Raw genomic sequence first — 19,141 nt, 5'->3', positions numbered from 1 at the left:
CTCAGCGCAACCGGTACGCCTGGATGATCCGTTGGGTCACCGTGTTACCGGCGGTGTCCCGGGCGGTGGCCCGCAGCGACACGTGGCCGGTGCCGGCCGGATGCCGCAACAGCGCCGACCAGCCGTCGGCCGAGGTGCGGACCAGCTTCGCCCTGCCCCAGGTCTTCCCGCCGTCATAGGAGACGTCGACGGTGAGCTTCTCCACCCGGGCGCTCGGCGCGCCGGGCTGCCGCTGCACCCGTACCGGGATGACGAAGCCCTGACCGGCCGGAGCGCTGTTGTCGACCCGCAGCGGCGGCGCGAAGCGCACCACCGACAGTGGCAGTCGGGCCGGCGTGTCACCGGCGACGTGCCGCGACCGGAAGGTCCAGCTGGACTCCACCTCGGTGCTCAGGTCGGTGAAGCTGCGCTTCGCCGACGTGACGAGCCGGTAGTCCGCCTTGCCCGGCGGCACTGCGAACTCGCCGTAGCCGGCGTACTCGCTCTCGCCGACCAGCTTGCCGTTGCGCCAGAGCTTGGTCTGCTCGCTGTCGTTCAGTGAGCCGCCCGGGTGCCCGGCCGCGTCGCTGTGGATCGGCACGTCGACCACTATCGTGTCGCCGTCGCGGGTGACGCTCTGGTGCGGCCAGCGCGGCTTCGGGAACGACGGTCCGTACGGGCCCTGGTTCCAGATCTCCTGCACCGTCCGCCCAGCCCGGTACGCGGTGGGGACGGAGAACAGCACCGTCTGCGGGTTCAACCAGCCTTCGTCGTCCACCGTCCCGAAGGAGACCTCGGATTCCCACGTCACCCCCTTGGTGTTGTAGTGCTCGACCCGCTGGCCGGGCACGGCGGTGGGCAGGATCAGGGCGGAGCCGCCGACGTTGTACTCCAGTACGGGGTACACGATCCGCTCGGCCTGCATGCCCGGGTAGCCGCCACGGAACCGGTGCACGACGGTTGCCAGGTCCCGTCGGGTGTAGTCACGGACGAACCCGGTCGGCATCCGGCCGGGGATCGCCTCGGCCAGCGCGTACAGGTACGGGCTGTTGGTCGGGTCCGGCGTGGTCCACTGGCTGCTGACGGTGGCGACGAACCGGTCGGCGGGGCTCGGCTTGCCGAGCTGACCGCTGGTCAGGTCGGCGAACGTCTCGGCCCAGAGGCCGACGGTGTACGCGCTGCCGTCGTCGGCGGTGAAGTTGCCGCTGACGTCGATCAGGAGCGGTACGGCGGTCCGGTCCGGAATGGTCGTCCGCACCGGCTTGGCGCGGCGGGCGTCCACCACGATCCGGGTGTCCCGCTCGACTGTCACCTCGGGCTGCGCCAACAGGGACATCCCGCGCGGCTCATCCTCCGGACCGGGCTCGAAGACCAGACCGCTGAGGCCGTAGCGCCCCTTCGGCACCCGAACGCTGGCCACCCCGTCGGAGCTGACGACGTCCCAGGCGCCGAAGGTGTCCATCCCGAGCAGCAACGTCCAGTGGTCAGCGGTGCGCTCACCGGCCCGGTTCAGGTGCTCCACTGTCAGCGTGTAGCTCTCCACCTCCCGGTTCACTGCCAACGGGGTGACCGCGACCGCCGCCCCGGATCGGGCCACGATCCGCCCGGTCCAGTAGCCGTCGGCGTCGCCGAGGCGGGTGTCGGTGGTGACGGTCGTGGCGGCCGTGCCGCCGGCCGGCACGGTGAGTTGGTTGGCACCCAACTGGAACAGGCCGGCTGGCAGCGCGCGACCGCCGGGGCCGGCGCCCTCGACGCTCAACTCCAGGGTGACCGCCGCCGGACCGTCGTTGCGCCAGGTCACCGTGCGGGTGATCGGCGCGTCGTCACCGTGCGGCCAGAGCGCACGCCCGAACGAGACACTCACCGGGTCGGTGGTGACCTGCTGGGTGATCGCGTGCGCGACGTCGACCCGCCCGGCTCCCTGCTGGTAGGCGGTCTGCTCCGGGTGCGGCTTGGCGGCGGCCATCAGGGTGGCCTTGATCCGGTCGGCCCGCCATCCCGGGTGCTGCTGGGCCAGCAGCGCGGCCGACCCGGCCACGTGCGGGGTGGCCATCGAGGTGCCGGAGATGGTGACGTAACGGTCGTCGACCGGATCGCCGATGAAGCCGTTGGCGGACCGGGCGGCGACGATGTCGACGCCGGGCGCGGTGATGTCCGGCTTCACCGCGTCGTCGCCGACCCGGGGACCCCGGCTGGAGAAGTCGGCCAGTTCGTCGTCCCGGTCCACCGCGCCCACGGCGAGCCCGGCGTCGGCGCTGGCCGGGGAGCCCACCGAGCCGTCCGAGCCGTCGTTGCCGGCGGCGAGGACGAAGAGGGTGCCGGTCTGCGCGGTCAGCGTCTGCACGGCCTCCTCCAGCGGGTCCACCTCGGGGGTGTCCCAGCCGCTGAGGCTCATGTTGACCACGGCGGCCTTCTTCTCGACAGCGGCCCACTGCATCCCGGCGAGGATCGCCGAGTCACTGCAGCCGGCGTCCTCACAGACCTTGCCGTCCAGCAGCGTCGCGTCCGGCGCCACACCCCGGTACTTGCCGCCGGAGGCCGCGCCGCTGCCCGCGATGGTCGAGGCCACGTGGGTGCCGTGACCGACCGTGTCCCGAGCGTCGGTGGCCTCGGTGAAGTTGCGCGCCTCGGCCACCTTGCCGGCCAGGTCGGGGTGCGTCGCGTCGACGCCGGTGTCCAGCACCGCGACGGACACTCCCGCGCCGGTGAACCCGGCCGCCCAGGCGGCGGGCGCGCCGATCTGCGGCACGCTGTGGTCGAGGGTCACCCGTCGACGGCCGTCCAGCCAGATCCGTTCGACGCCCCCTGCCGCGTCGAGCCGGGCCCCAGCGGGACCGGTGGTCACCGTCTCCCAGACCGCGCCCAAAGAGGATTTGTCGCTGGCCAGCGCGGCGCCGCGAATCACCGGCAGGTCGCGGGTCTGCCGGGTGCCGGGCAGCGCGGCCGGGGCACGCCGGGCGGCACCCGTCGCGCCGTACGTCACCAGGAGCGGCAGGGTGTCCCGGTGGGCGTCGTCGTAACCCGCCTCGACCAGCCCGGTGACGTCGAAGAGTCGCCGGTCCACCCGGCCCGAACGCAGCAACGGCAGCGCGTCCGTCGGCGTCACCGAGAGGCGTCCGCGCTCGCGCCGGACGAGGAACTGCACGCTCTCCCGGCCGGCGCCGGGCCGGACCGCGGCGCCGGAGGCGGTGACGGTGACCCGGTCACCGGTGATCAGCGTGACGGTGGTCGAGCGGTTGGCGGTGGGTCCACCCGGCGTGGTCTGGCCGGTGCCGCCGGGTGAGGCGGGCGCGGCGGCCGTGGCTGAGGCGGGAGCCGGCGCGGAGAGCGCCAGCGTGAGCACGAGGCCGACGGCGGCCAATCTTCTTGTCTGATGCAACGGATCCTCCTGGTCAAGCGTCTTTGATACATGGGAGTCGCATTGACATCCCACAATTACATACTGGGTATGCAAAATGAAGTACAAAAAATGACGGACCCGCCACGAGCCGACGAACCGGGCCGGCATGATCGGGCGGTGACCTCCATGAAGGACAAGATGCTCGCCGGCGAGCCGTACCTGGCCGACGATCCGGACATCGTCGCCGACCTGGCCCGGGCCGCCCGGCTGATGGAACGCTTCAACACCAGTCCCGCCGACGACCCCCAGGCCCGGATCGCGGCGCTGCGGGACCTCCTCGGCGAACTGGGCGAGGACACCTGGATCCGCCCGCCGTTCTACTGCGACTACGGCTGGCAGATCCGAATCGGCCCGCGCAGCTTCGTCAACTACAACGCCGTCTTCCTCGACGTCGGCCGGATCACCCTCGGCGCGGACGTCCAGGTCGGCCCGAACGTGCAGCTGCTCACCCCGACACACCCGGTCGAACCCGGCCCGCGACGGGACAAGTGGGAGGCGGCCCGACCGATCACCATCGGCGACAACGTGTGGCTCGGCGGTGGCGCGATCGTGTTGGCCGGCGTGACGATCGGCGTGAACACCGTCGTCGGGGCGGGCGCCGTGGTCACCCGGGACCTGCCCGCCAACGTCGTGGCGGTCGGCAACCCCGCCCGACCCGTCCGTCAACTCGACTAGGGTGCGCCATCGAGGGCTAACTCGAGCGGGAACACGGAGGACAGCATGGGCACGATCCACATTGACCTGTTCGCGACACTCGACCTGGTCGCCCAGGCCCCGGGTGGTCCCGAGGAGGACCCCGAAGGCTTCCCGTACGGAGGGTGGCAGGCGCCCCTGTTCGACGAGACGGGCGGCCGCCAGGTCATGGACGGCATGCGGGGCATGGACGCGCTGCTCCTGGGCCGCCGGACCTACGACATCTTCGCCGCGTACTGGCCGCACCAGGCCGACGGCGTCGACGGCGGAATCGCCACCCTGTTCAACAGCATCCCGAAGTACGTCGCCTCACGCGGCAACCCGGATCTGGGCTGGGAGGGCTCGACACACCTCGGACCCGACCTGGCGACCGCCGTCCGGGCGGTGCGGGACAAGCACGAGAAGGTCCACGTGATCGGCAGCCTGAACCTGGTGCAGACGCTGCTGCACGAGCGCCTCTTCGACCAGCTCAACCTGTGGATCTTCCCCATCGTGCTGGGCGTCGGCAAGAAGGTGTTCGACGGCGGCGCGGTGCCCGCGAACCTGACCCTGCTCGAACCGCCAGCCACCTCCGGCAGGGGCGCGGTGCTCCTGCGGTACGGCCTCGCCGCCGGGACGCCCGGCACCGGGGACATGAGCCGCCCGGGACGCGGCGTCGAGCAGTAGCGCGTCCCGGCTGGCCCGTGGTCAGGCCGGCGGGGGCTCCGACAGACGGACCACCAGGTCAGCCCGGTCGGCGGTGGGGGTGATCAGGGCCGCGTTCGCCTCGTCGCTGCCCAGCGCCCACGCCCGCGCCTGCTCCGGGGACCTACCGAACGCCTCGTGCCGGGCGGTCAGCCGGCGGTGCCGCACCTCGGCCTCCAGGTCGAGAAACCACGCCTCGTGCAGCAGCGGTCGGATCTCCTGCCAGGGGAAATCCCGCAGCAACAGGTAGTTGCCCTCGGTCACCACCAGCCGGACCGAGGGCAGCACCTCGATGGCGCCGGCCACCGGCTCCTCCAACTCCCGGCGGAACTCCGGGGCGTAGACCGACGTCGGCTCCAACCGGTGCAACCGGCGCAGCAGCGAGACGTACCCGTTGACGTCGAAGGTGTCCGCCGCGCCCTTGCGGTCGGCGCGGCCCAGGCGGACCAGCTGCGCCTGCGCCAGGTGGAAGCCGTCCATCGGCACCAGACAGGCGGCCGACCCGACCTCGGCGACGATCCGTTCCGCCAGGGTGGATTTCCCGGCCCCCGGCGCGCCGGCGATGCCGAGCAGTTGTCGCGGGCCCGCCTCGGCGAGCGCCTTCGCCCGCGCCACCAGCTCGTCGACGGAGAGCACCCGGGCCGGCGGCATCAGCCCAGAACCGGGTCGCTGATGGTGAACCGCGCCTGCACGGCCGCCTGCACGGTCTGCGGCTGCGGGTCCAGCTGAAGCTCCGGCGGACCGCCCGCGTCGGCGGCCCCGGCGAAGGCCGCACGGGCGAACATCGGCCGGTCGACGGGGCCCGCGTCGGCCAGCTCGATCAACGAGGTGACCCGCGCGCCCAGCGCCTCCGCGTACTCCCGGGCGCGCAGCAGCGCGTCGCTGATCGCGGCGTGCCGGGCCGCACGATGGGCGGGGCTGTCCGGACGGAGCTCCCACCACGGGCCGGCCACCTCGACCTGGTCCTGGTCGGCGAGCCGGAGCATCAGCTCACCCAGCGCGGTGAAGTCGGTGACGGTGACGGTGGTGGTGACACTGCCGTGCCAGGCGACCACCCGCTCACCCGAGCGCCGGGTCTCCGGCCACACCCGCAGGTCGCCGGTCTCCCGCCGGGCCACCGCCGGCCCGGAGCCGTCCAACAGCACCCGGACCGCCGCGGCCCGCTCGGCCAACCGGGTCAGCGTCGCCTCCCGGTCCCGGTCGCGGGCTGTCGCGGTGACCGCGAACCGGGCCAGCTCGGGCGGCACCTCCTGGTACGCCTCGCCGCGCACCTGCACCACCGGACCGTCCACCGCCATGCCCCTCAGCCTAGTCAGCCACGGGACGCCGCGCCGCGTAGGAGACAGTGTCCGCGTCGACGTGCAGACCGCTCAGATGGCCGCCGCTCACCCCCAGCTCCCGCAGCCAGGACACCTCTGCGGCGTGGTCACCACCGGCCGGGAACCGCCTGTCGTCCGCGTCGAACCGCCGGTCGCGCAGCGCCGCGCGGGCGGCGCGCGCCTCGTCGTACCGGGCGGTGAGCCCGGCGGCGTCGTCGGCGCGCAGCGCGGTGGTCAGGTCGTCCAGGAACCTGGTGACCTCGGCCAGCTCCCGCAGCACCTGGTCCCGGTTGCCCAGCAGCATGTTGGCGGTCCGATCGGCCGGGGTCCCGGCGACCCGGGTGCCGTCGGAGAAGCTGCCGGCGGCGAGCGCGAGTATCGCGTCGCGCAGTGGTGCGCGCTGCACAGCACCGGCCAGCGCGCCGGCGAGCAGGTGCGGCACGTGTGAGGCGAGCGCGGCGGCCGAGTCGTGCTCAGTGGCCGACATCGGCACCACCCGGGCCTCGAAGTGCTCCACCAGCAGCGCGGCCAGCCAGCGGAACGCGGTGATCGCCGGCCCGGGGGCCGGACAGAGCACCCAGGCCGCGCCGGTGAGCAGGTCCGCCCGCGCGGCGGTCAGCCCGGCCCGGTCGGTGCCCGCCATCGGGTGGCCGGGCACGAACCGGTGCGTCAGCCCCTGCGCGGCGGCGAACGCCGCCACCTGTTCCTTGGTGCTGCCGACGTCGGTCAGCACACACCGCTCACCGGTCATCGCCGCCACCTCGACCAGCGTCGACGGCAGGGTGGGCAGCGGCCCGCACAGGAAGACCACGTCCCGGTCGGCCACCGCCTCGACCAGCCGGTCCGGCGCGGGTACGCCCGCCCGTCGGGTCTCCCGCCGGGTGGCCTCGTCCGGGTCCCACCCGACCACGTCGACGCCGGCGGCCACCAGCCGGAGCAGCAGCGAACCACCGATCAGGCCGGTGCCGACCACCGCCGCCCGCACCCGCGCACCTGGCCTGTCCACCATCCGCACACCTCGATGTTCCTGCTGGGCTCGCGGGGCCGCGACGGCCCCGACCAGGTCCGGCGCCGAGGATATCGGTCGGCGCGGGCCGGTCGTCGCGCCGCGGACCCGGGACGGCTCGACCCGCCCGGACCGCGATCAGGCCAGGCGCGCGGCGACGGCGGCGACGTGCTCGTCGGACTCGGTCAGGGCGACGCGGACATGCTGCCCGGCCGTGGGGCCGTAGAAGACGCCGGCGGCGACCAGGATGCCGCGTCGGGCCAGCCAGTCGACCGTCTGCCAGCAGTCCTCACCTCTGGTCAGCCAGAGGTACAGGCCCGCCTCGGAGTGCTCGACGGTGAACCCGGCACCGGTGAACGCCGCGGTGAGCACCTCCCGCCGGGCGCGGTAACGCTCCCGCTGCTCCTCGGCGTGTCGCTCGTCCTCCAGCGCTGCCACCATGGCCGCCTGCACCGGCGCGGGCACGATCATGCCGGCGTGCTTGCGCACCTTGAGCAGCTCGGCGACGAGCGCCGGGTCGCCGGCGACGAACCCGGCCCGGTAGCCGGCGAGGTTGGACCGCTTGGAGAGCGAGTGCACGGCCAGCACCCCGGCGTAGCTGCCCCCGCTGACCTGCGGAGACAGCACCGAAACCGGGTCGGCCGACCAGCCCAGGGGCAGGTAGCACTCGTCGCTCGCGACGACGGCGCCGCGCTCGCGGGCCCAGTCGACCACCTTGCGCAGGTGCGCCGCTGGCAACACCCGGCCGGTCGGGTTGCCGGGCGAGTTGACCCAGACCAGCCGGACCCGTGGGGTCGGCCCGAGCGAGGTGAGCGAGTCGGTACGGACGACGGTGGCGCCGGCCAGCCGGGCACCGTCCTCGTAGGTGGGGTACGCGATCGACGGCACCACCACCACGTCCCCCGGGCCGATCCCGAGCAGCGTCGGCAGCCAGGCCACCAGCTCCTTCGAGCCGATGGTCGGCAGCACTCCGAGACCGTCGACGCCAGCGCCACAGGCCCGGGACACCCACGCCGCGATGGCGGCCCGCAACGCCGGGGTGCCGGCGGTCAGCGGGTAACCGGGAGCGTCGGACGCGTCAGCAAGCGCCCGCCGGATCACCTCGGGCACCGGGTCGACCGGCGTACCCATGGAGAGGTTGATCAGGCCCTCCGGATGCGCCGCGGCCAGTGTGGCCGCGGCGTCCAGGGTGTCCCAGGTGAACTCGGGCAGCCGCGACGAGACCGGCGCGGGCCGGTTCAGTGGCCCTCGCCGCGCGGCGGCTGCGCGGCGACGAAGGTGGCGTCCTTCTCCACCTTGCCGATCTTCGAGGCACCACCGGGCGAGCCCAGATCCTCGAAGAACTCGTAGTTCGCGCCGGTGTAGTCCTTCCACTGCTCCGGGACGTCGTCCTCGTAGAAGATCGCCTCCACGGGGCAGACGGGCTCACAGGCACCACAGTCGACGCACTCGTCGGGGTGGATGTAGAGCATCCGGTTGCCCTCGTAAATGCAGTCGACCGGGCACTCCTCGATGCATGCCTTGTCGAGCACATCTACGCACGGCTCGGCGATGATGTAGGTCACCGGTCTTCTCCTCCGCAAGACTCGCCGCGATCTCCCGCGACGGTAAGAGCCTAGTATCTCGCCGGGGAGGGGGTCGATCGTGCTCCGACAGCAGGATGTGGGACACCGAATCGTGGTCCGCCGGATTGTGGGGATTCGCGAGGGCCGCCCGCTATTCTCCGACGCTCTCGGCGAGCTGGTCGAGCTGAGCGAGACTCATCTCACGCTGGCCACCGCGCAGGGGCAGCTTCGGGTTCCGGTGGCGCAGGTCCACCGGGCCAAGCGCGTACCGCCGACCCGTCGGCCGACCGCCGCCGCGGTGGTGGCGCTGGAGCGGGCCGCCGACGAGGCCTGGCCGGCACCGACCCGGGGCCGGCTGGGTGACTGGCTGCTCCGGTCGGCCGAGGGCTGGACCGGGCGCGCCAACTCGGCACTGCCGATCGGCGATCCGGACCGGCCGCTGGCCGCCGCTGTCGACGCCGTGCAGCGCTGGTACGCCGAGCTGGGCCAACCCGCGTTGGTCAACACGCCGCTGCCGCTCGCCGCCCCGGTCGGCGCCGAACTGGACGCCCGCGGCTGGGGCACCCGCCCACCGACGCTGGTGCAGACCGCGCCGCTCCCCCGGCTCGCGTCGGCCTCCGCCGACGAGCACTGCGGCACGGCCACCGACCAGGGCGACGCCAGGGGTGCACCGACCGATACTGCCGACCCCGCCTCCGGCACACCGGACGCCGCCGCTCGGATCGACGCCGCCGCCGGTGCGCCAGCCGGCGGGAGCAGTGCGGTCGTCGATCTGGCCGCCACGCCGAGCGACGAGTGGCTGGCCATCGCCGCCGGGCGCAAGGGCGGCCTACCGGAGGCCGCCCGGCACGTCCTCTCCGCGGTGGACCAGGTCCGCTTCGCCCACGTGTACGCCGACGGCACCCTGGTGGCGATCGGCCGTGGCACGGTGACCGGCCAGGGGCGCTGGCTGGGCCTCAGCCTGATCGAAGTGCTGCCGGTGGCCCGCCGACAGGGACTGGCTCGCCGTGTGATCAACGAACTGGCCGGCTGGGGGGCGTCCGGCGGCGCAACGCACGCCTTTCTTCAGGTCGAGCAGCGCAACGAAGCGGCGGTCGCGCTCTACCAGCGGCTCGGGTTCGTCACCCACCACACCTACCTGACCCGGGTCGCCCCGGACAGATGATCGACTCGACTGTCAACAAGTCGCGGCGTCCCGGCGGTGGTCGACTCGACTTTCCGGAAATCGCGGCATTCCGGCGCCCGGGACACCCCGACTTCACGGAAACCGAGTCGATCAAGCTTGGGGGCGTGGGACGGACCGCCACACGTACCGCCGGACGGGCCGAGGCTGGCGCGGGTCGGGCTGGGCCGGTGGTCAGCGGCGCACGACCCGGCGCGGCTTGGCGGCCTTGACCTCCGCGTACCGCTTGAGCTGCTGAGAGCGGTAGTCACGGCCGAGCGCGGTGAGCACCAGGTAACCGACCAGCACCCCCGCGCCGGTGGCGAGCAGGTAGAGCCAGATCTGGGCGAAGAACGTCCCCGCGCCACCGGCGAACGGGTTGTGACCGACCAGCAGGGGCCCGACCAGCACTGTCAACACCATCGCCACCGGCACCACGAGGGCCATGTCAGCCGCCCAGTCCGCCAACGGCCGGCGTCGACCCCAGCGGAAGGCGACAACGGCGAGGATCAACCCGATCACCGCGAACATCGTCAGCGACACCCGGTCGGCGGCGGTGTCGTCACCGTCGAAGCCGAACTCGGTGATCAGCCGGGCGACCACGTTGACCGCGAACAACGCTGCTACGAGCACCCCGATGTCACGCCACCGCTTGTCCATCGCCGGACCCTCCTGCCGTACGCCCCGTCGTGGGGTTCGCATCCCTGGCAGGAATATCTACCACCCTTACCTGGGATCCGTCATCAGCCGGCAGCAGCCACGGCGTCAGCCGCCGAGCATGGGCGGCTGCGGGGCGAGAATCTGCCGGAAACCCATCACCGCGAACGTCATCGCGCCCGCCACGATCATGGCCAGCCCGACCCAGTTGTCGCCGGCCAGCAGCAGGTCGCCCTCGCTGGTCCGGATGGCGGCGACCGCCATCAGCGCGAACCACGGCACCGCCGGCAGCGCCACCGCCCAGCGACGGCCGACCGCCTCGTGCGCGAACCAGCTCAACACGATGTTGGCGCCGATGGCGAGGAGCACCGACACACCGACCAGTTGCCCGCCGACGCGGACCGTGGCGAGCAGCAGCTCCAGCACGCCGGTCACCACCCCGGCGACGGCCACGACGAGCGCACCGACCAGCCGCAGACCCAGGTCCACCAGTCGCGGCGGTGGCCCCGCCGGGGGCGGGGCTTCCTGGTCGTCCACGACCGTCACCGGTGCGGCCGGCAGCGTCACCGCAGACCCGCCGCCGCGACCGGGGAACGGTCCGGGGCGGGCTGCGCGGGCAGACCGGCGAAGAGGTCGTCCTCCCAGCCGTACGGCCCGGCGCCCGGACCCTTCTCGCCGACCGCGAGGGTGAAGAACTCCACACCCATGAACTCGCCGCCGAAGTTGCCGGCGATCGAGTAGAGCCAGGAGTTGGCCGGGATCTGGGTGGCGTGCGCCCGCATCGCGGCCTCCTTGGCCAGGTGCTGGTCGGTGCCGTCGATCCGGGCGGCGATCTGGGCGTCCGGGGTGCCGAAGGGCAGGTCGGCGATGTCCTCGATGCCGCCGAACGGGTTGTCGGACGACTCGGCGAAGTGCGCCATGCCGGCTTCCAGGACGCTGAGCGGCATGGCCGTCCAGTAGACCTTCGCCGGGGCGCAGCCCTGCGCGGCGGCCAGCTCGACGGCGCGCATGGCCACCCGGTGCGCCTGGATGTGGTCGGGGTGGCCGTAGAAGCCGTTCGGGTCGTACGTGACGAGCACCTGTGGGCGTACCTCCCGCATGATCTCCACGAGATGCCCGGCGGCCTCGTCGAGGTCGGCCTGCCAGAAGGCCCGGGGGTGCTCGTTGGTCGCGAGCCCCATCATCCCGGAGTCGCGGTATCGGCCCGCGCCGCCGAGGAAGCGGTGGTCGCGGACGCCGAGCGCGGCACACGCGGCAGCCAGCTCGGCGATGCGGTACCCGCCGAGCTGGTCGGCCTCGGCGGCGGCGAGCTGGGCCAACGCGGGCACGTGGATCTCGCCCTCCTCGCCGAGCGTGCAGGTCACCAGGGTGACGTGCGCGCCGGCGGCGGCGTAGTGAGCCATCGTCGAGCCGGTGCCGATCGACTCGTCATCGGGGTGCGCGTGGACCAGCAGCAGGCGGCGGTCGGGCAGCATCGTCACGACGGTCACTCTAACTGGCAGTTCTCCCCGGCCGAGGCTGACGCGTCCGCCCAGGTCGGCCACATCACCTCCGCTGCGGCTCTACGATTTGGCGTGTGGACTTTCCGGAGCTGGCCGCCCGCACCCGCCGGTTCAGCCACGGCGCGCCACGCGCTGTCTCGGTGGCTGAGGACGGCTCCCGGGTGATCTTCCTGCGCTCCGCCGGCCCCGAGGATCCGGCGGACGCGCTCTGGCTGCTGGACGTCAGCACCGGCGAGGAGCGGCTGGTCGCCGATCCGGCGACCCTGCTGGGCGAGGGCGGGGACGTCCGGTCCCTCTCCCCCGGCGAACGGGCGCTGCGCGAGCGTCTGCGGCTCAGCGCCGCCGGCATCGGCTCGTACGCGTTGGACGCGGCCGGCCGGGTTGCGGTGTTCGCGCTGGCCGGGCGGCTGTTCCGGGCCGACCTGGTGCACGGCGACGTGGTGGAGGTGGCGGCCGTCGGCCCGGTGCTGGACCCCCGTCCGGACCCGAGCGGGCAACGCCTGGCGTACGTGACGGACGCCGCCGACGGTGTGCGTCGGGGTGAGCTGCGGGTGATCGACAGCGACGGCACCGACACCCTGCTGGCCGGCGAGGACGCCGGGGTGAGCTGGGGGTTGGCCGAGCACATCGCGGCGGAGGAGTTCGGCCGGTACCGGGGGTACTGGTGGGCGCCGGACGGCCGGATGGTGCTCGCCGCCCGGGTCGACGAGTCCCGCCTGGAGCGGTGGCACCTGCACGACCCGGCGCAGCCGGCGAGCCCGCCGACGGCGGTGGCGTACCCCCGGGCCGGTGGGCCGAACGCGGAGGTCAGCCTGCACCTGCTGGACCTGGACGACGGCTGGGTCGACGTGCACTGGGACCGGGAGACCTACCCGTACCTGACCGGGGTCAGCTGGGGCGAGGGCAGCCCGTTGATCACCGTGCTGCGCCGCTCGCAGCAGCACGGGCTGGTGCTGGCCGTGGACCCACGAACGGGTGAGACGCAGGTGCACGCCGAACTGGCCGACCCGCGCTGGGTCGAACCGATCGCCGGCACCCCCGCCCACCTGCCCGACGGCCGGGTGCTGGTCGGTGGGGAGCTGGCCCACGACGGGTACGACGCCCGGTGCCTGTTCGCGGACGGCACCCTGCTGACCCCGCCGTCGCTGTACGTGCGGCGGGTGGTGGGTCGGCTGCCGGCCGCCGCCGGCCCGGCCGACCTGCTGGTGGAGGCGAGCGACGGCGAGCCGAGCGAACGGCACCTGTTCCGGGTCCGCACCACCATCGGCGGTGGGGTGGACGCGCGCCGGCTCACCACCGACTCCGGCTGGTACACCGCAGCGGTGGGTGGGGACGTGCTGGCCGTCGGCGTCGCGTCACTGGACCACGCCGGGGTGCGCTGGACGGTCCGCCGCGGCAACGAGGAGATCGCCGAACTGCAGTCGTTCGCCGCCACCCCGCCGTACTCCCCACTGCCGCTGCTGGAACGGGTGACTGATCGACGGCTGCCGGCGGCGGTGCTCTACCCGGACAACCACGTGACGGGCCGACGGCTGCCGGTGCTGCTGGACATCTACGGCGGCCCGGGGCACCAGGAGGTCGTGGCGGCGCGGGCCGCGTGGTTGGAACGGCAGTGGTGGGCCGACGCCGGGTTCGCGGTGGTCACCATCGACAACCGGGGTACGCCGGGCGTCGCCCCGTCGTTCGAGAAGGCGATCCACCGGCGGGTCGCCGACGTGATCCTGACCGACCAGATCGACGCGCTGACCGCGCTCGCCGGCAAGCACCCGGATCTGGACCTGGGTCGGGTGGGGGTGCGCGGTTGGTCGTTCGGCGGGTGGCTGGCCGGGTTGGCGGTGCTGCGCCACCCGGAGCTGTTCCGGTGCGGGATCGCGGGTGCGCCGGTGACCGACTGGGCGCTGTACGACACCGCGTACACCGAGCGTTATCTGGGGTTGCCGGAAGACGGCATGGACATCTACGCGCACCACTCGCTGGTCGAGTTGGCCGGCGAGCCGGTCACCGGCCCGGACCAGGCCCGCCCGTTGCTGCTGGTGCACGGCATGGCGGACGACAACGTGGTGGCAGCGCACACGCTGCGGCTCTCCGCGGCCCTGCTGAGCGCCGGCCGGCCGCACGCCGTGCTGCCGTTGACCGGGGCCACCCACATGGCCTCCAATGGCACCGCCGAGCGGCTACTCCCCCTGGAGCTGGATTTCCTCCGCACCCACCTGCTGTAAAGGGCCGCGATCACCAACGCTCCACGAGGTGTTCCCGGCCCGGCGGCGGGTCGTACGGCTCGGGCCAGTAGTCGATGATCTTGCTGATCAACCAGTGCTCGGACAGCTCCAGCCAGACGCACGCGTCCTGCTGCTCCACGCCGACGCGGACGTCGAGCCACAGGGCAGCGAGGCGGCCATCGACGATCACCCGTCGTGGCCGGAGGTGCCAGTCTCCGGGATACTCGGTGTTGAACCGCACGAACGCGTCCTTGCCGCGAATCCGCTCCCGGGTCTGCGGCATCTCGTAGACCACATCGTCGGTGAGCAGAGCCGCCAACCCAGACCAGTCGCGGCGCTCCAAGAGATCAACGTAGGCGTGGGCGGCCCGCCGGGCCGTCGAGGTGTCATCCACGGCGCGGACCCTAGCCGCCACCCACGACACGACGGCGCGCCCTCGGCGGGCGCAGGCAAGCCGGCGAGCGATACGTCAGGACGGTCCGCGGTGCCTTCAGGGGCGGGCGTCGAACTGGGTCCGGGCTTCGAAGACGCGGTCCATGTGTGTCTCCGCCCAGTTCTTGATCGCGACCATGACCGGGAACAGCTCATGGCCGAGCGGGGTGAGCGCGTAGTCGACGCAGACCGGCACCGAGAGGGTGACCGTACGGGTGACCAGGCCGTCGCGCTCCAGCGTGCGCAGGGTCTGGGTGAGCATCTTCTGGCTGACACCGGCGATGCGGCGGGCGAGTTCGCCGTGCCGCAGCGGGCCGCCGGCGAGCGCCGGAATCACCAGGGCGACCCATTTGTCGGTGAGCCTGCTCAGCAGCTCACGGGTAGGGCAACCCTCCAGGAACGCGTCGTAGTCGCGTTTGGCCTGCTCGCGGCGTTGCGCCGCGGATGTCGTCGCCATCGATTCCCCCTCGGGTGCCCTAGGCACTTTACGGTACCTACTTACTGACAGTGCCTGTGATTCGTACGGTCGTGGTGATCAGAAAAAAAGCCACGAAGGAGACGGCGATGCGCGCGGTCAGTTATGCACAGTTCGGAGGGCCGGAGGTCCTGCAGGTGGTCGACGTGCCGATGCCCGAGCCCGGGCCGGGGCAGGTGCGGGTACGGGTCGCGGCGTCGGTGATACATCCGGTCGATCTGATGATCCGCTCCGGTCGGTTCCCGGCCCCGCTGCCGACCGGCCTGCCGTACACGCCCGGCTGGGACGTCGCCGGCAGCGTCGACGCGGTCGGCCCGTCGGTCGAGGAGTTCACCATCGGCGACGAGGTCATCGGCTTCTCGCCGTGGCTACAGACCACCGTCGGCACCCACGCGGAGTACGTGGTCCTCGACGTCGCCTGGCTGACCTCCGCGCCCACCGGTGTCCCCGCCACCGAGGCGGCGACGCTGCCGACCAATGGCCTCGCCGCCGCCCAGGCCCTCGACCTGCTCGCGCTCCCCGCGGGGTCGACAGTGCTCGTCACCGGCGCCGCCGGGCAGGTTGGCGGGTTCGTGCTGGCGCTGGCCCGGGCGACCGGTCTGCACGCCACGGGACTCGCCGGGGCCGACGACAGAGAGTTCGTCGAGTCGCTGGGCGCGGCGTTCCTGTCGCGCGCCGACGACCCGACCGGGACGTACGACGCGGTCATCGACCTGGCGGTGATCGGCCCCTCGCTGCTGGACCTCGTTCGGGACGGCGGCGGCTACGTGGCCGCGTCACCCCCGCTGCGCCCGGAGCCGGTGCGGGGAATCCGGACCTCCGCGCTGGAGGTGCAACCGGACGGATCCCGGCTGGGCGAGTTGGTCAAACTCGTCGCCACCGGCGACCTCCCGCTCCGGGTCGCTCACGTGTACCACTTCGCCGACGCGGCGACCGCCCACGAGCGGGTGGCCCAGGGCGGCGTGCGCGGCGGAGTGGTGCTCGTCCCCTGATCCGCCGCGCCGCCGCCAGACGGAAGGGTCCCCTCCCGCCAAGAATGTCGAGAAGGGACCCTCCCCTGCCCGCGGTCAAGCTACCGCCTGACGTGCGCGTTCGGGATGTTCACGCGATGCTGGGCGCGGACAGCGGTCAGCCCTTGGGACTGGGGCCAAAGCGGTTCGCTCCGGGGGTGCTGTCCGATACGAAGAACACGATCAGGACGATGGCGCCCACGAGCGGCACCACGCCGATCAGCAACCACCACCCCGTCCGGTCGGTGTCGTGCAGGCGCCGCACCGCGACCGCCAGCGCCGGCAGCAGCAGCGCCAGGGAGGCGACAAGACCGATGAAGCCGGTCGACGAGCCCTCGAAGGTCAATCCCAGCGCGCTGTCCAGGATGGCGGCGGCAATGCTGACAAGGAATGTGAACAGGGTGAACCACCAGTACTCAGATCGGCGGGCCCGACCCGAGAATCCGACGTACTGGCTGAGGACCGACTTGATTGCGGCACCGAAGGACATGACTATCTCCCGTTGTTTGAGGGGTTCTCAAGGTCATCGCGAAGGCAGCCAAGCAGATCGATATCCCGGGGTCAACGGCCGAGCAGCCGAGGAGCAGTAGCCGCAACGCCCACACTCTGAGAGGCGCAGCCAACATCACCGGGAGCGCCCGCACCGAAGTACACAGATTCCCCTCAACAGGCCACTGCGTCGCCTCACAATCACATTGGCACGAGGAACTGATTCGTGGCTTCGATGAGCAGGCTGCGGGTGCGGGTTCGGAGCCGCTGTGGCCCGCGCCTGAAGACCGATGCCCGAACGAGCTGAGTCAGTCGCCGACTCTCGGTGCCCCCCACATCGACAGGCAGAACGGGTGCCCGGCCGGGTCTGCGTACACGAAGCAGTGGTCCGCGTTGGGCTGATGCTCGAATCGGGTGGCACCGGCTGCCAGCACACGCGCTCCGGTCGCTTCCAGGTCGTCGACGAAGAACTCGAGGTGCATCTGCATCCCCACCTCGCCATCCGGCCAGGTGGGGGGCCGGTAGTCGTCGACCTGCTGGAAGCCGATGTCACCGTTCGGCCCTTCCACCAGCGCCCAGCACTCGTCACCCTTCGCGACCCCGCCGGTGATCTCTGCGTAGAACCGCGCGAGCGCGATGGCGTCGGGAGCATTTACCGTCGTCAGGCTGAGCCTGATCAGGTTCGACATCAACCGATCCCTATCTTTTGGTATGTCGGCGTGAGTTCTTCCCAGCGCTCCGTCCAGCCGGGCGCTCGGGAATCGGAGTTCCAGCCCTCCGGATGGACCGGTCCGTCGACCTCCAGCGACCGACCGAGATCCTCGAGGTGGACCCGCCAACCAGAGGCGTGGGACGGGAGGTGCCCCGTCGGCAGGCCGCGCTCCTCGACCACCAGCCGAGTCCTGGAGCCCTCCTCGGTCAGCCACGCCTCGATCTGCCCCTCGTCGTCCGCACCCGGCTTCGTCGTCAGCAGCAGGTGGTGAGGCGCATCGCACAACTCGATGCGCGCGGGACCGGTCCAACTGCTCGTGAAGACGGCCTGGATGGTGCCGCCGACCCGCATGTCGCCGTCGACCCGGGCGATCCAGCGGGCCAGCCGCTCGGGCGTCGTACACGCCTCCCAGAGGTCGTCGATGCCCGTGTCGTAAAGGGTCTCGACCCGGACTGCTCCGCGGTTTTCATCGAGCGTCCGCATCGTCGCGATCGTGGTCATCGTCGCGCCTTCTTTCCTCGTGCGATCTCGGTCTGAAGAGCGCCGAGCCGGTTCTCCCAGAGCCGGCGGTACTCCCCCAGCCACTCGTCGACCTCGACGAGCGCCTCCGGGCGGAGGGTGTAGATCCGGCGCTGCGCGTCCTGCCGTACGTCGACCAGCCCGGCTTCCCGCAGTACGCGGAGATGCCGGGAGACGCCCGGACGAGCGATCGGGAGGGCCTCGGCCAGCTCTCCCGCACTCGCCGGGCGGTCGCGGAGAATATCGAGAACCGTGCGCCGACTCTCGTCTGCCAGCGCGTGCAACACGGCGTCCATGGCAGCTAACGTAACCGGATGGGTACGTATCCACAAGGTTACATTCAGCCCTCTCATGGCGCAGGTTGCAGCCGACTCACGCCGGTCTGGCCCTGGGTCTCACGTCACGCCGGCTCGATGGGCAACCACAGTTCGCAGGTCGCGGTGCTGAAGTCGGCAGCGCGTTCGAGGATGGCAACCATCGATGGGCCCGGCCGCAGCCGCCACGGGTTGGACGGGAACCACTCGGTCGCGGTCGCGGCCCAGGTGTCCTGCAGGGCCTGCGGATGGGGTCCGGCGGTGCGGAAGACCGCCCACTGGCCGGCCGGCACCTCGATGGCGTCCAGGTCGTCGGGGACCGGGGTGTCCCGGGACACCGCGACCCCGTGCAGGTACGTCAGTTCGGTGCCCTCGGTGGCCTCGGCGTCGACGTCGTCGCTGACCTGCAGCAGCCCGGCGGGCTCGGTGTCGCTGAGCGCCTTGAGCCGGACATGCTCCTGCGGTGCCAGCCCGGCGATGTGCTGCTGGATGTGCGGGTTGATGCCCTGGTGGATGAGTGGTACCCGGGCGGCGTGTCCGACGAGCCGGAACGCGGGGCGGTCGGCGATGCGGGTGTCCATGGGGGTGCTCCCTTCGACGGTCAGGCGGAACCTGAGCTGCGGTTGTGTGCGAAGGGGGCCTCCATCGCGGCGTACGTCACCGGGGCTGGCACCGTGGACCGCCCGGAACGCCCGCCCGAACGCCTCGGTCGAGCCGTATCCGTGCCGGACGGCGATGCCCAGCAGATCGTCCTCGCCCCGAACGACGTCGGCGGCGGCGACGGTCATGCGGCGTCGGCGCACGTACTCGGACAGCGGCATGCCGGCCAACGAGGAGAACATCCGGCGCAGGTGGTACTCGGTGGTGCCGAGCGTCCTGGCCACCGCGTTGACGTCGAACTCCTCGGCAAGGTGCTCTTCGAGCAGGTCGACAAGCCTGTTGAGTGCCGCGATCACGAGGCCTCCTTTCGACGTCAAGCCTGACCGAAGGACCCTGCCCCGCAC

The 19,141-nt window shown here is 72.1% G+C and carries 21 protein-coding genes; 5 read left to right on the top strand and 16 right to left on the bottom strand.

Features of this window, described 5'->3' with window-relative positions:
- Position 1: 1 nt before the first annotated feature.
- Positions 2–3,358, bottom strand: a complete 3,357-nt coding sequence (locus tag IF22_RS0129300; protein ID WP_030337553.1) for a S8 family serine peptidase — start codon at positions 3,356–3,358, stop codon at positions 2–4.
- Positions 3,359–3,496: 138 nt separating this feature from the next.
- Between IF22_RS0129300 and IF22_RS0129295 the strand changes: the two genes are divergently transcribed.
- Both IF22_RS0129295 and IF22_RS0129290 read left to right on the top strand, forming a co-directional pair.
- On the top strand, positions 3,497–4,054 hold the full coding sequence (locus IF22_RS0129295; protein WP_036412563.1) for a sugar O-acetyltransferase: 558 nt from the start codon (positions 3,497–3,499) through the stop codon (positions 4,052–4,054).
- A 45-nt stretch (positions 4,055–4,099) separates the two neighbouring features.
- Positions 4,100–4,738, top strand: a complete 639-nt coding sequence (locus IF22_RS0129290; RefSeq protein ID WP_030337550.1) for a dihydrofolate reductase family protein — start codon at positions 4,100–4,102, stop codon at positions 4,736–4,738.
- Between the two features lie 21 nt (positions 4,739–4,759).
- Here the strand turns inward: IF22_RS0129290 and IF22_RS0129285 are convergent, their stop codons facing one another.
- The 5 genes from IF22_RS0129285 to fdxA form a co-directional block, all read right to left on the bottom strand.
- Positions 4,760–5,407 carry a nucleoside/nucleotide kinase family protein gene (locus tag IF22_RS0129285; protein WP_030337549.1) on the bottom strand — a complete coding sequence of 216 codons (648 nt, stop codon included), beginning with the start codon at positions 5,405–5,407 and terminating at the stop codon, positions 4,760–4,762.
- Complete coding sequence (locus tag IF22_RS0129280) at positions 5,407–6,054, bottom strand: SIMPL domain-containing protein (RefSeq protein WP_030337548.1); 648 nt, start codon at positions 6,052–6,054, stop codon at positions 5,407–5,409. Before IF22_RS0129280 ends, IF22_RS0129285 begins: the two co-directional genes overlap by 1 nt.
- 10 nt (positions 6,055–6,064) lie before the next feature.
- Positions 6,065–7,084: a prephenate dehydrogenase gene (locus tag IF22_RS0129275; protein WP_030337546.1), complete on the bottom strand. Its 1,020-nt coding sequence runs from the start codon at positions 7,082–7,084 to the stop codon at positions 6,065–6,067.
- Between the two features lie 135 nt (positions 7,085–7,219).
- Positions 7,220–8,323 (bottom strand): succinyldiaminopimelate transaminase, encoded by a 1,104-nt coding sequence (dapC, locus tag IF22_RS0129270; RefSeq protein ID WP_036412562.1) that lies wholly within the window; start codon positions 8,321–8,323, stop codon positions 7,220–7,222.
- Complete coding sequence (gene fdxA / locus IF22_RS0129265) at positions 8,320–8,646, bottom strand: ferredoxin (protein WP_007464872.1); 327 nt, start codon at positions 8,644–8,646, stop codon at positions 8,320–8,322. Before fdxA ends, dapC begins: the two co-directional genes overlap by 4 nt.
- A 79-nt stretch (positions 8,647–8,725) precedes the next feature.
- Here fdxA and IF22_RS0129260 point away from each other — a divergent pair, with 79 nt between their 5' ends.
- Complete coding sequence (locus IF22_RS0129260; RefSeq protein WP_030337543.1) at positions 8,726–9,811, top strand: GNAT family N-acetyltransferase; 1,086 nt, start codon at positions 8,726–8,728, stop codon at positions 9,809–9,811.
- Between the two features lie 192 nt (positions 9,812–10,003).
- On the opposite strand, the gene IF22_RS0129255 is transcribed toward IF22_RS0129260, so the two are convergent.
- The 3 genes from IF22_RS0129255 to mshB form a co-directional block, all read right to left on the bottom strand.
- Positions 10,004–10,468 (bottom strand): hypothetical protein, encoded by a 465-nt coding sequence (locus IF22_RS0129255; protein WP_030337542.1) that lies wholly within the window; start codon positions 10,466–10,468, stop codon positions 10,004–10,006.
- Positions 10,469–10,573: 105 nt separating this feature from the next.
- Positions 10,574–11,032: a hypothetical protein gene (locus IF22_RS0129250; protein WP_030337541.1), complete on the bottom strand. Its 459-nt coding sequence runs from the start codon at positions 11,030–11,032 to the stop codon at positions 10,574–10,576.
- Entirely contained in the window at positions 11,029–11,955 is a 927-nt protein-coding gene (gene mshB / locus IF22_RS0129245; protein WP_030337540.1) for an N-acetyl-1-D-myo-inositol-2-amino-2-deoxy-alpha-D-glucopyranoside deacetylase, read from the bottom strand. Before mshB ends, IF22_RS0129250 begins: the two co-directional genes overlap by 4 nt.
- A gap of 86 nt (positions 11,956–12,041) precedes the next feature.
- Between mshB and IF22_RS0129240 the strand changes: the two genes are divergently transcribed.
- On the top strand, positions 12,042–14,186 hold the full coding sequence (locus tag IF22_RS0129240) for a S9 family peptidase (RefSeq protein WP_030337539.1): 2,145 nt from the start codon (positions 12,042–12,044) through the stop codon (positions 14,184–14,186).
- Between the two features lie 10 nt (positions 14,187–14,196).
- On the opposite strand, the gene IF22_RS0129235 is transcribed toward IF22_RS0129240, so the two are convergent.
- Positions 14,197–14,580: a nuclear transport factor 2 family protein gene (locus IF22_RS0129235; RefSeq protein WP_245233763.1), complete on the bottom strand. Its 384-nt coding sequence runs from the start codon at positions 14,578–14,580 to the stop codon at positions 14,197–14,199.
- 96 nt (positions 14,581–14,676) lie between these two features.
- Complete coding sequence (locus IF22_RS0129230) at positions 14,677–15,075, bottom strand: winged helix-turn-helix transcriptional regulator (protein WP_030337537.1); 399 nt, start codon at positions 15,073–15,075, stop codon at positions 14,677–14,679.
- Positions 15,076–15,182: 107 nt separating this feature from the next.
- Between IF22_RS0129230 and IF22_RS0129225 the strand changes: the two genes are divergently transcribed.
- Positions 15,183–16,085, top strand: coding sequence for an NADP-dependent oxidoreductase (locus IF22_RS0129225; RefSeq protein ID WP_030337535.1), 903 nt, complete (start codon positions 15,183–15,185; stop codon positions 16,083–16,085).
- A gap of 136 nt (positions 16,086–16,221) precedes the next feature.
- Here IF22_RS0129225 and IF22_RS0129220 read toward each other — a convergent pair whose 3' ends face one another.
- From IF22_RS0129220 to IF22_RS0129200, 5 genes are all read right to left on the bottom strand, one after another.
- Positions 16,222–16,593 carry a DUF805 domain-containing protein gene (locus IF22_RS0129220; protein WP_030337534.1) on the bottom strand — a complete coding sequence of 124 codons (372 nt, stop codon included), beginning with the start codon at positions 16,591–16,593 and terminating at the stop codon, positions 16,222–16,224.
- A 307-nt stretch (positions 16,594–16,900) separates the two neighbouring features.
- Positions 16,901–17,281, bottom strand: coding sequence for a VOC family protein (locus IF22_RS0129215; RefSeq protein WP_030337533.1), 381 nt, complete (start codon positions 17,279–17,281; stop codon positions 16,901–16,903).
- The gene (locus IF22_RS0129210; protein ID WP_030337528.1) at positions 17,281–17,805 is read right to left on the bottom strand and encodes an SRPBCC domain-containing protein; all 525 of its coding nucleotides are present in this window, start codon (positions 17,803–17,805) and stop codon (positions 17,281–17,283) included. Before IF22_RS0129210 ends, IF22_RS0129215 begins: the two co-directional genes overlap by 1 nt.
- Positions 17,802–18,119: an ArsR/SmtB family transcription factor gene (locus tag IF22_RS0129205; protein WP_030337527.1), complete on the bottom strand. Its 318-nt coding sequence runs from the start codon at positions 18,117–18,119 to the stop codon at positions 17,802–17,804. The genes IF22_RS0129210 and IF22_RS0129205 overlap by 4 nt, the downstream gene beginning before the upstream one ends.
- Before the next feature lie 104 nt (positions 18,120–18,223).
- Complete coding sequence (locus tag IF22_RS0129200; protein ID WP_030337525.1) at positions 18,224–19,093, bottom strand: AraC family transcriptional regulator; 870 nt, start codon at positions 19,091–19,093, stop codon at positions 18,224–18,226.
- Positions 19,094–19,141 lie beyond the last annotated feature (48 nt).

It is taken from the genome of Micromonospora parva, from assembly GCF_000718515.1.
Classification (GTDB): Bacteria; Actinomycetota; Actinomycetes; order Mycobacteriales; family Micromonosporaceae; genus Micromonospora; species Micromonospora parva.
This window is presented reverse-complemented; position numbering and strand designations above follow the sequence as displayed.

What these genes read in the sequence shown, in the direction of transcription:
- IF22_RS0129255 (WP_030337542.1), bottom strand. Translation starts at nt 10,468, where the DNA reads ATGGACAAGCGGTGGCGTGACATCGGGGTGCTCGTAGCAGCGTTGTTC.
- IF22_RS0129280 (WP_030337548.1), bottom strand. Translation starts at nt 6,054, where the DNA reads ATGGCGGTGGACGGTCCGGTGGTGCAGGTGCGCGGCGAGGCGTACCAG.
- IF22_RS0129275 (WP_030337546.1), bottom strand. Translation starts at nt 7,084, where the DNA reads ATGGTGGACAGGCCAGGTGCGCGGGTGCGGGCGGCGGTGGTCGGCACC.
- IF22_RS0129290 (WP_030337550.1), top strand. Translation starts at nt 4,100, where the DNA reads ATGGGCACGATCCACATTGACCTGTTCGCGACACTCGACCTGGTCGCC.
- IF22_RS0129220 (WP_030337534.1), bottom strand. Translation starts at nt 16,593, where the DNA reads ATGTCCTTCGGTGCCGCAATCAAGTCGGTCCTCAGCCAGTACGTCGGA.
- IF22_RS0129215 (WP_030337533.1), bottom strand. Translation starts at nt 17,281, where the DNA reads ATGTCGAACCTGATCAGGCTCAGCCTGACGACGGTAAATGCTCCCGAC.
- IF22_RS0129205 (WP_030337527.1), bottom strand. Translation starts at nt 18,119, where the DNA reads ATGGACGCCGTGTTGCACGCGCTGGCAGACGAGAGTCGGCGCACGGTT.
- IF22_RS0129225 (WP_030337535.1), top strand. Translation starts at nt 15,183, where the DNA reads ATGCGCGCGGTCAGTTATGCACAGTTCGGAGGGCCGGAGGTCCTGCAG.
- IF22_RS0129210 (WP_030337528.1), bottom strand. Translation starts at nt 17,805, where the DNA reads ATGACCACGATCGCGACGATGCGGACGCTCGATGAAAACCGCGGAGCA.
- IF22_RS0129230 (WP_030337537.1), bottom strand. Translation starts at nt 15,075, where the DNA reads ATGGCGACGACATCCGCGGCGCAACGCCGCGAGCAGGCCAAACGCGAC.
- IF22_RS0129285 (WP_030337549.1), bottom strand. Translation starts at nt 5,407, where the DNA reads ATGCCGCCGGCCCGGGTGCTCTCCGTCGACGAGCTGGTGGCGCGGGCG.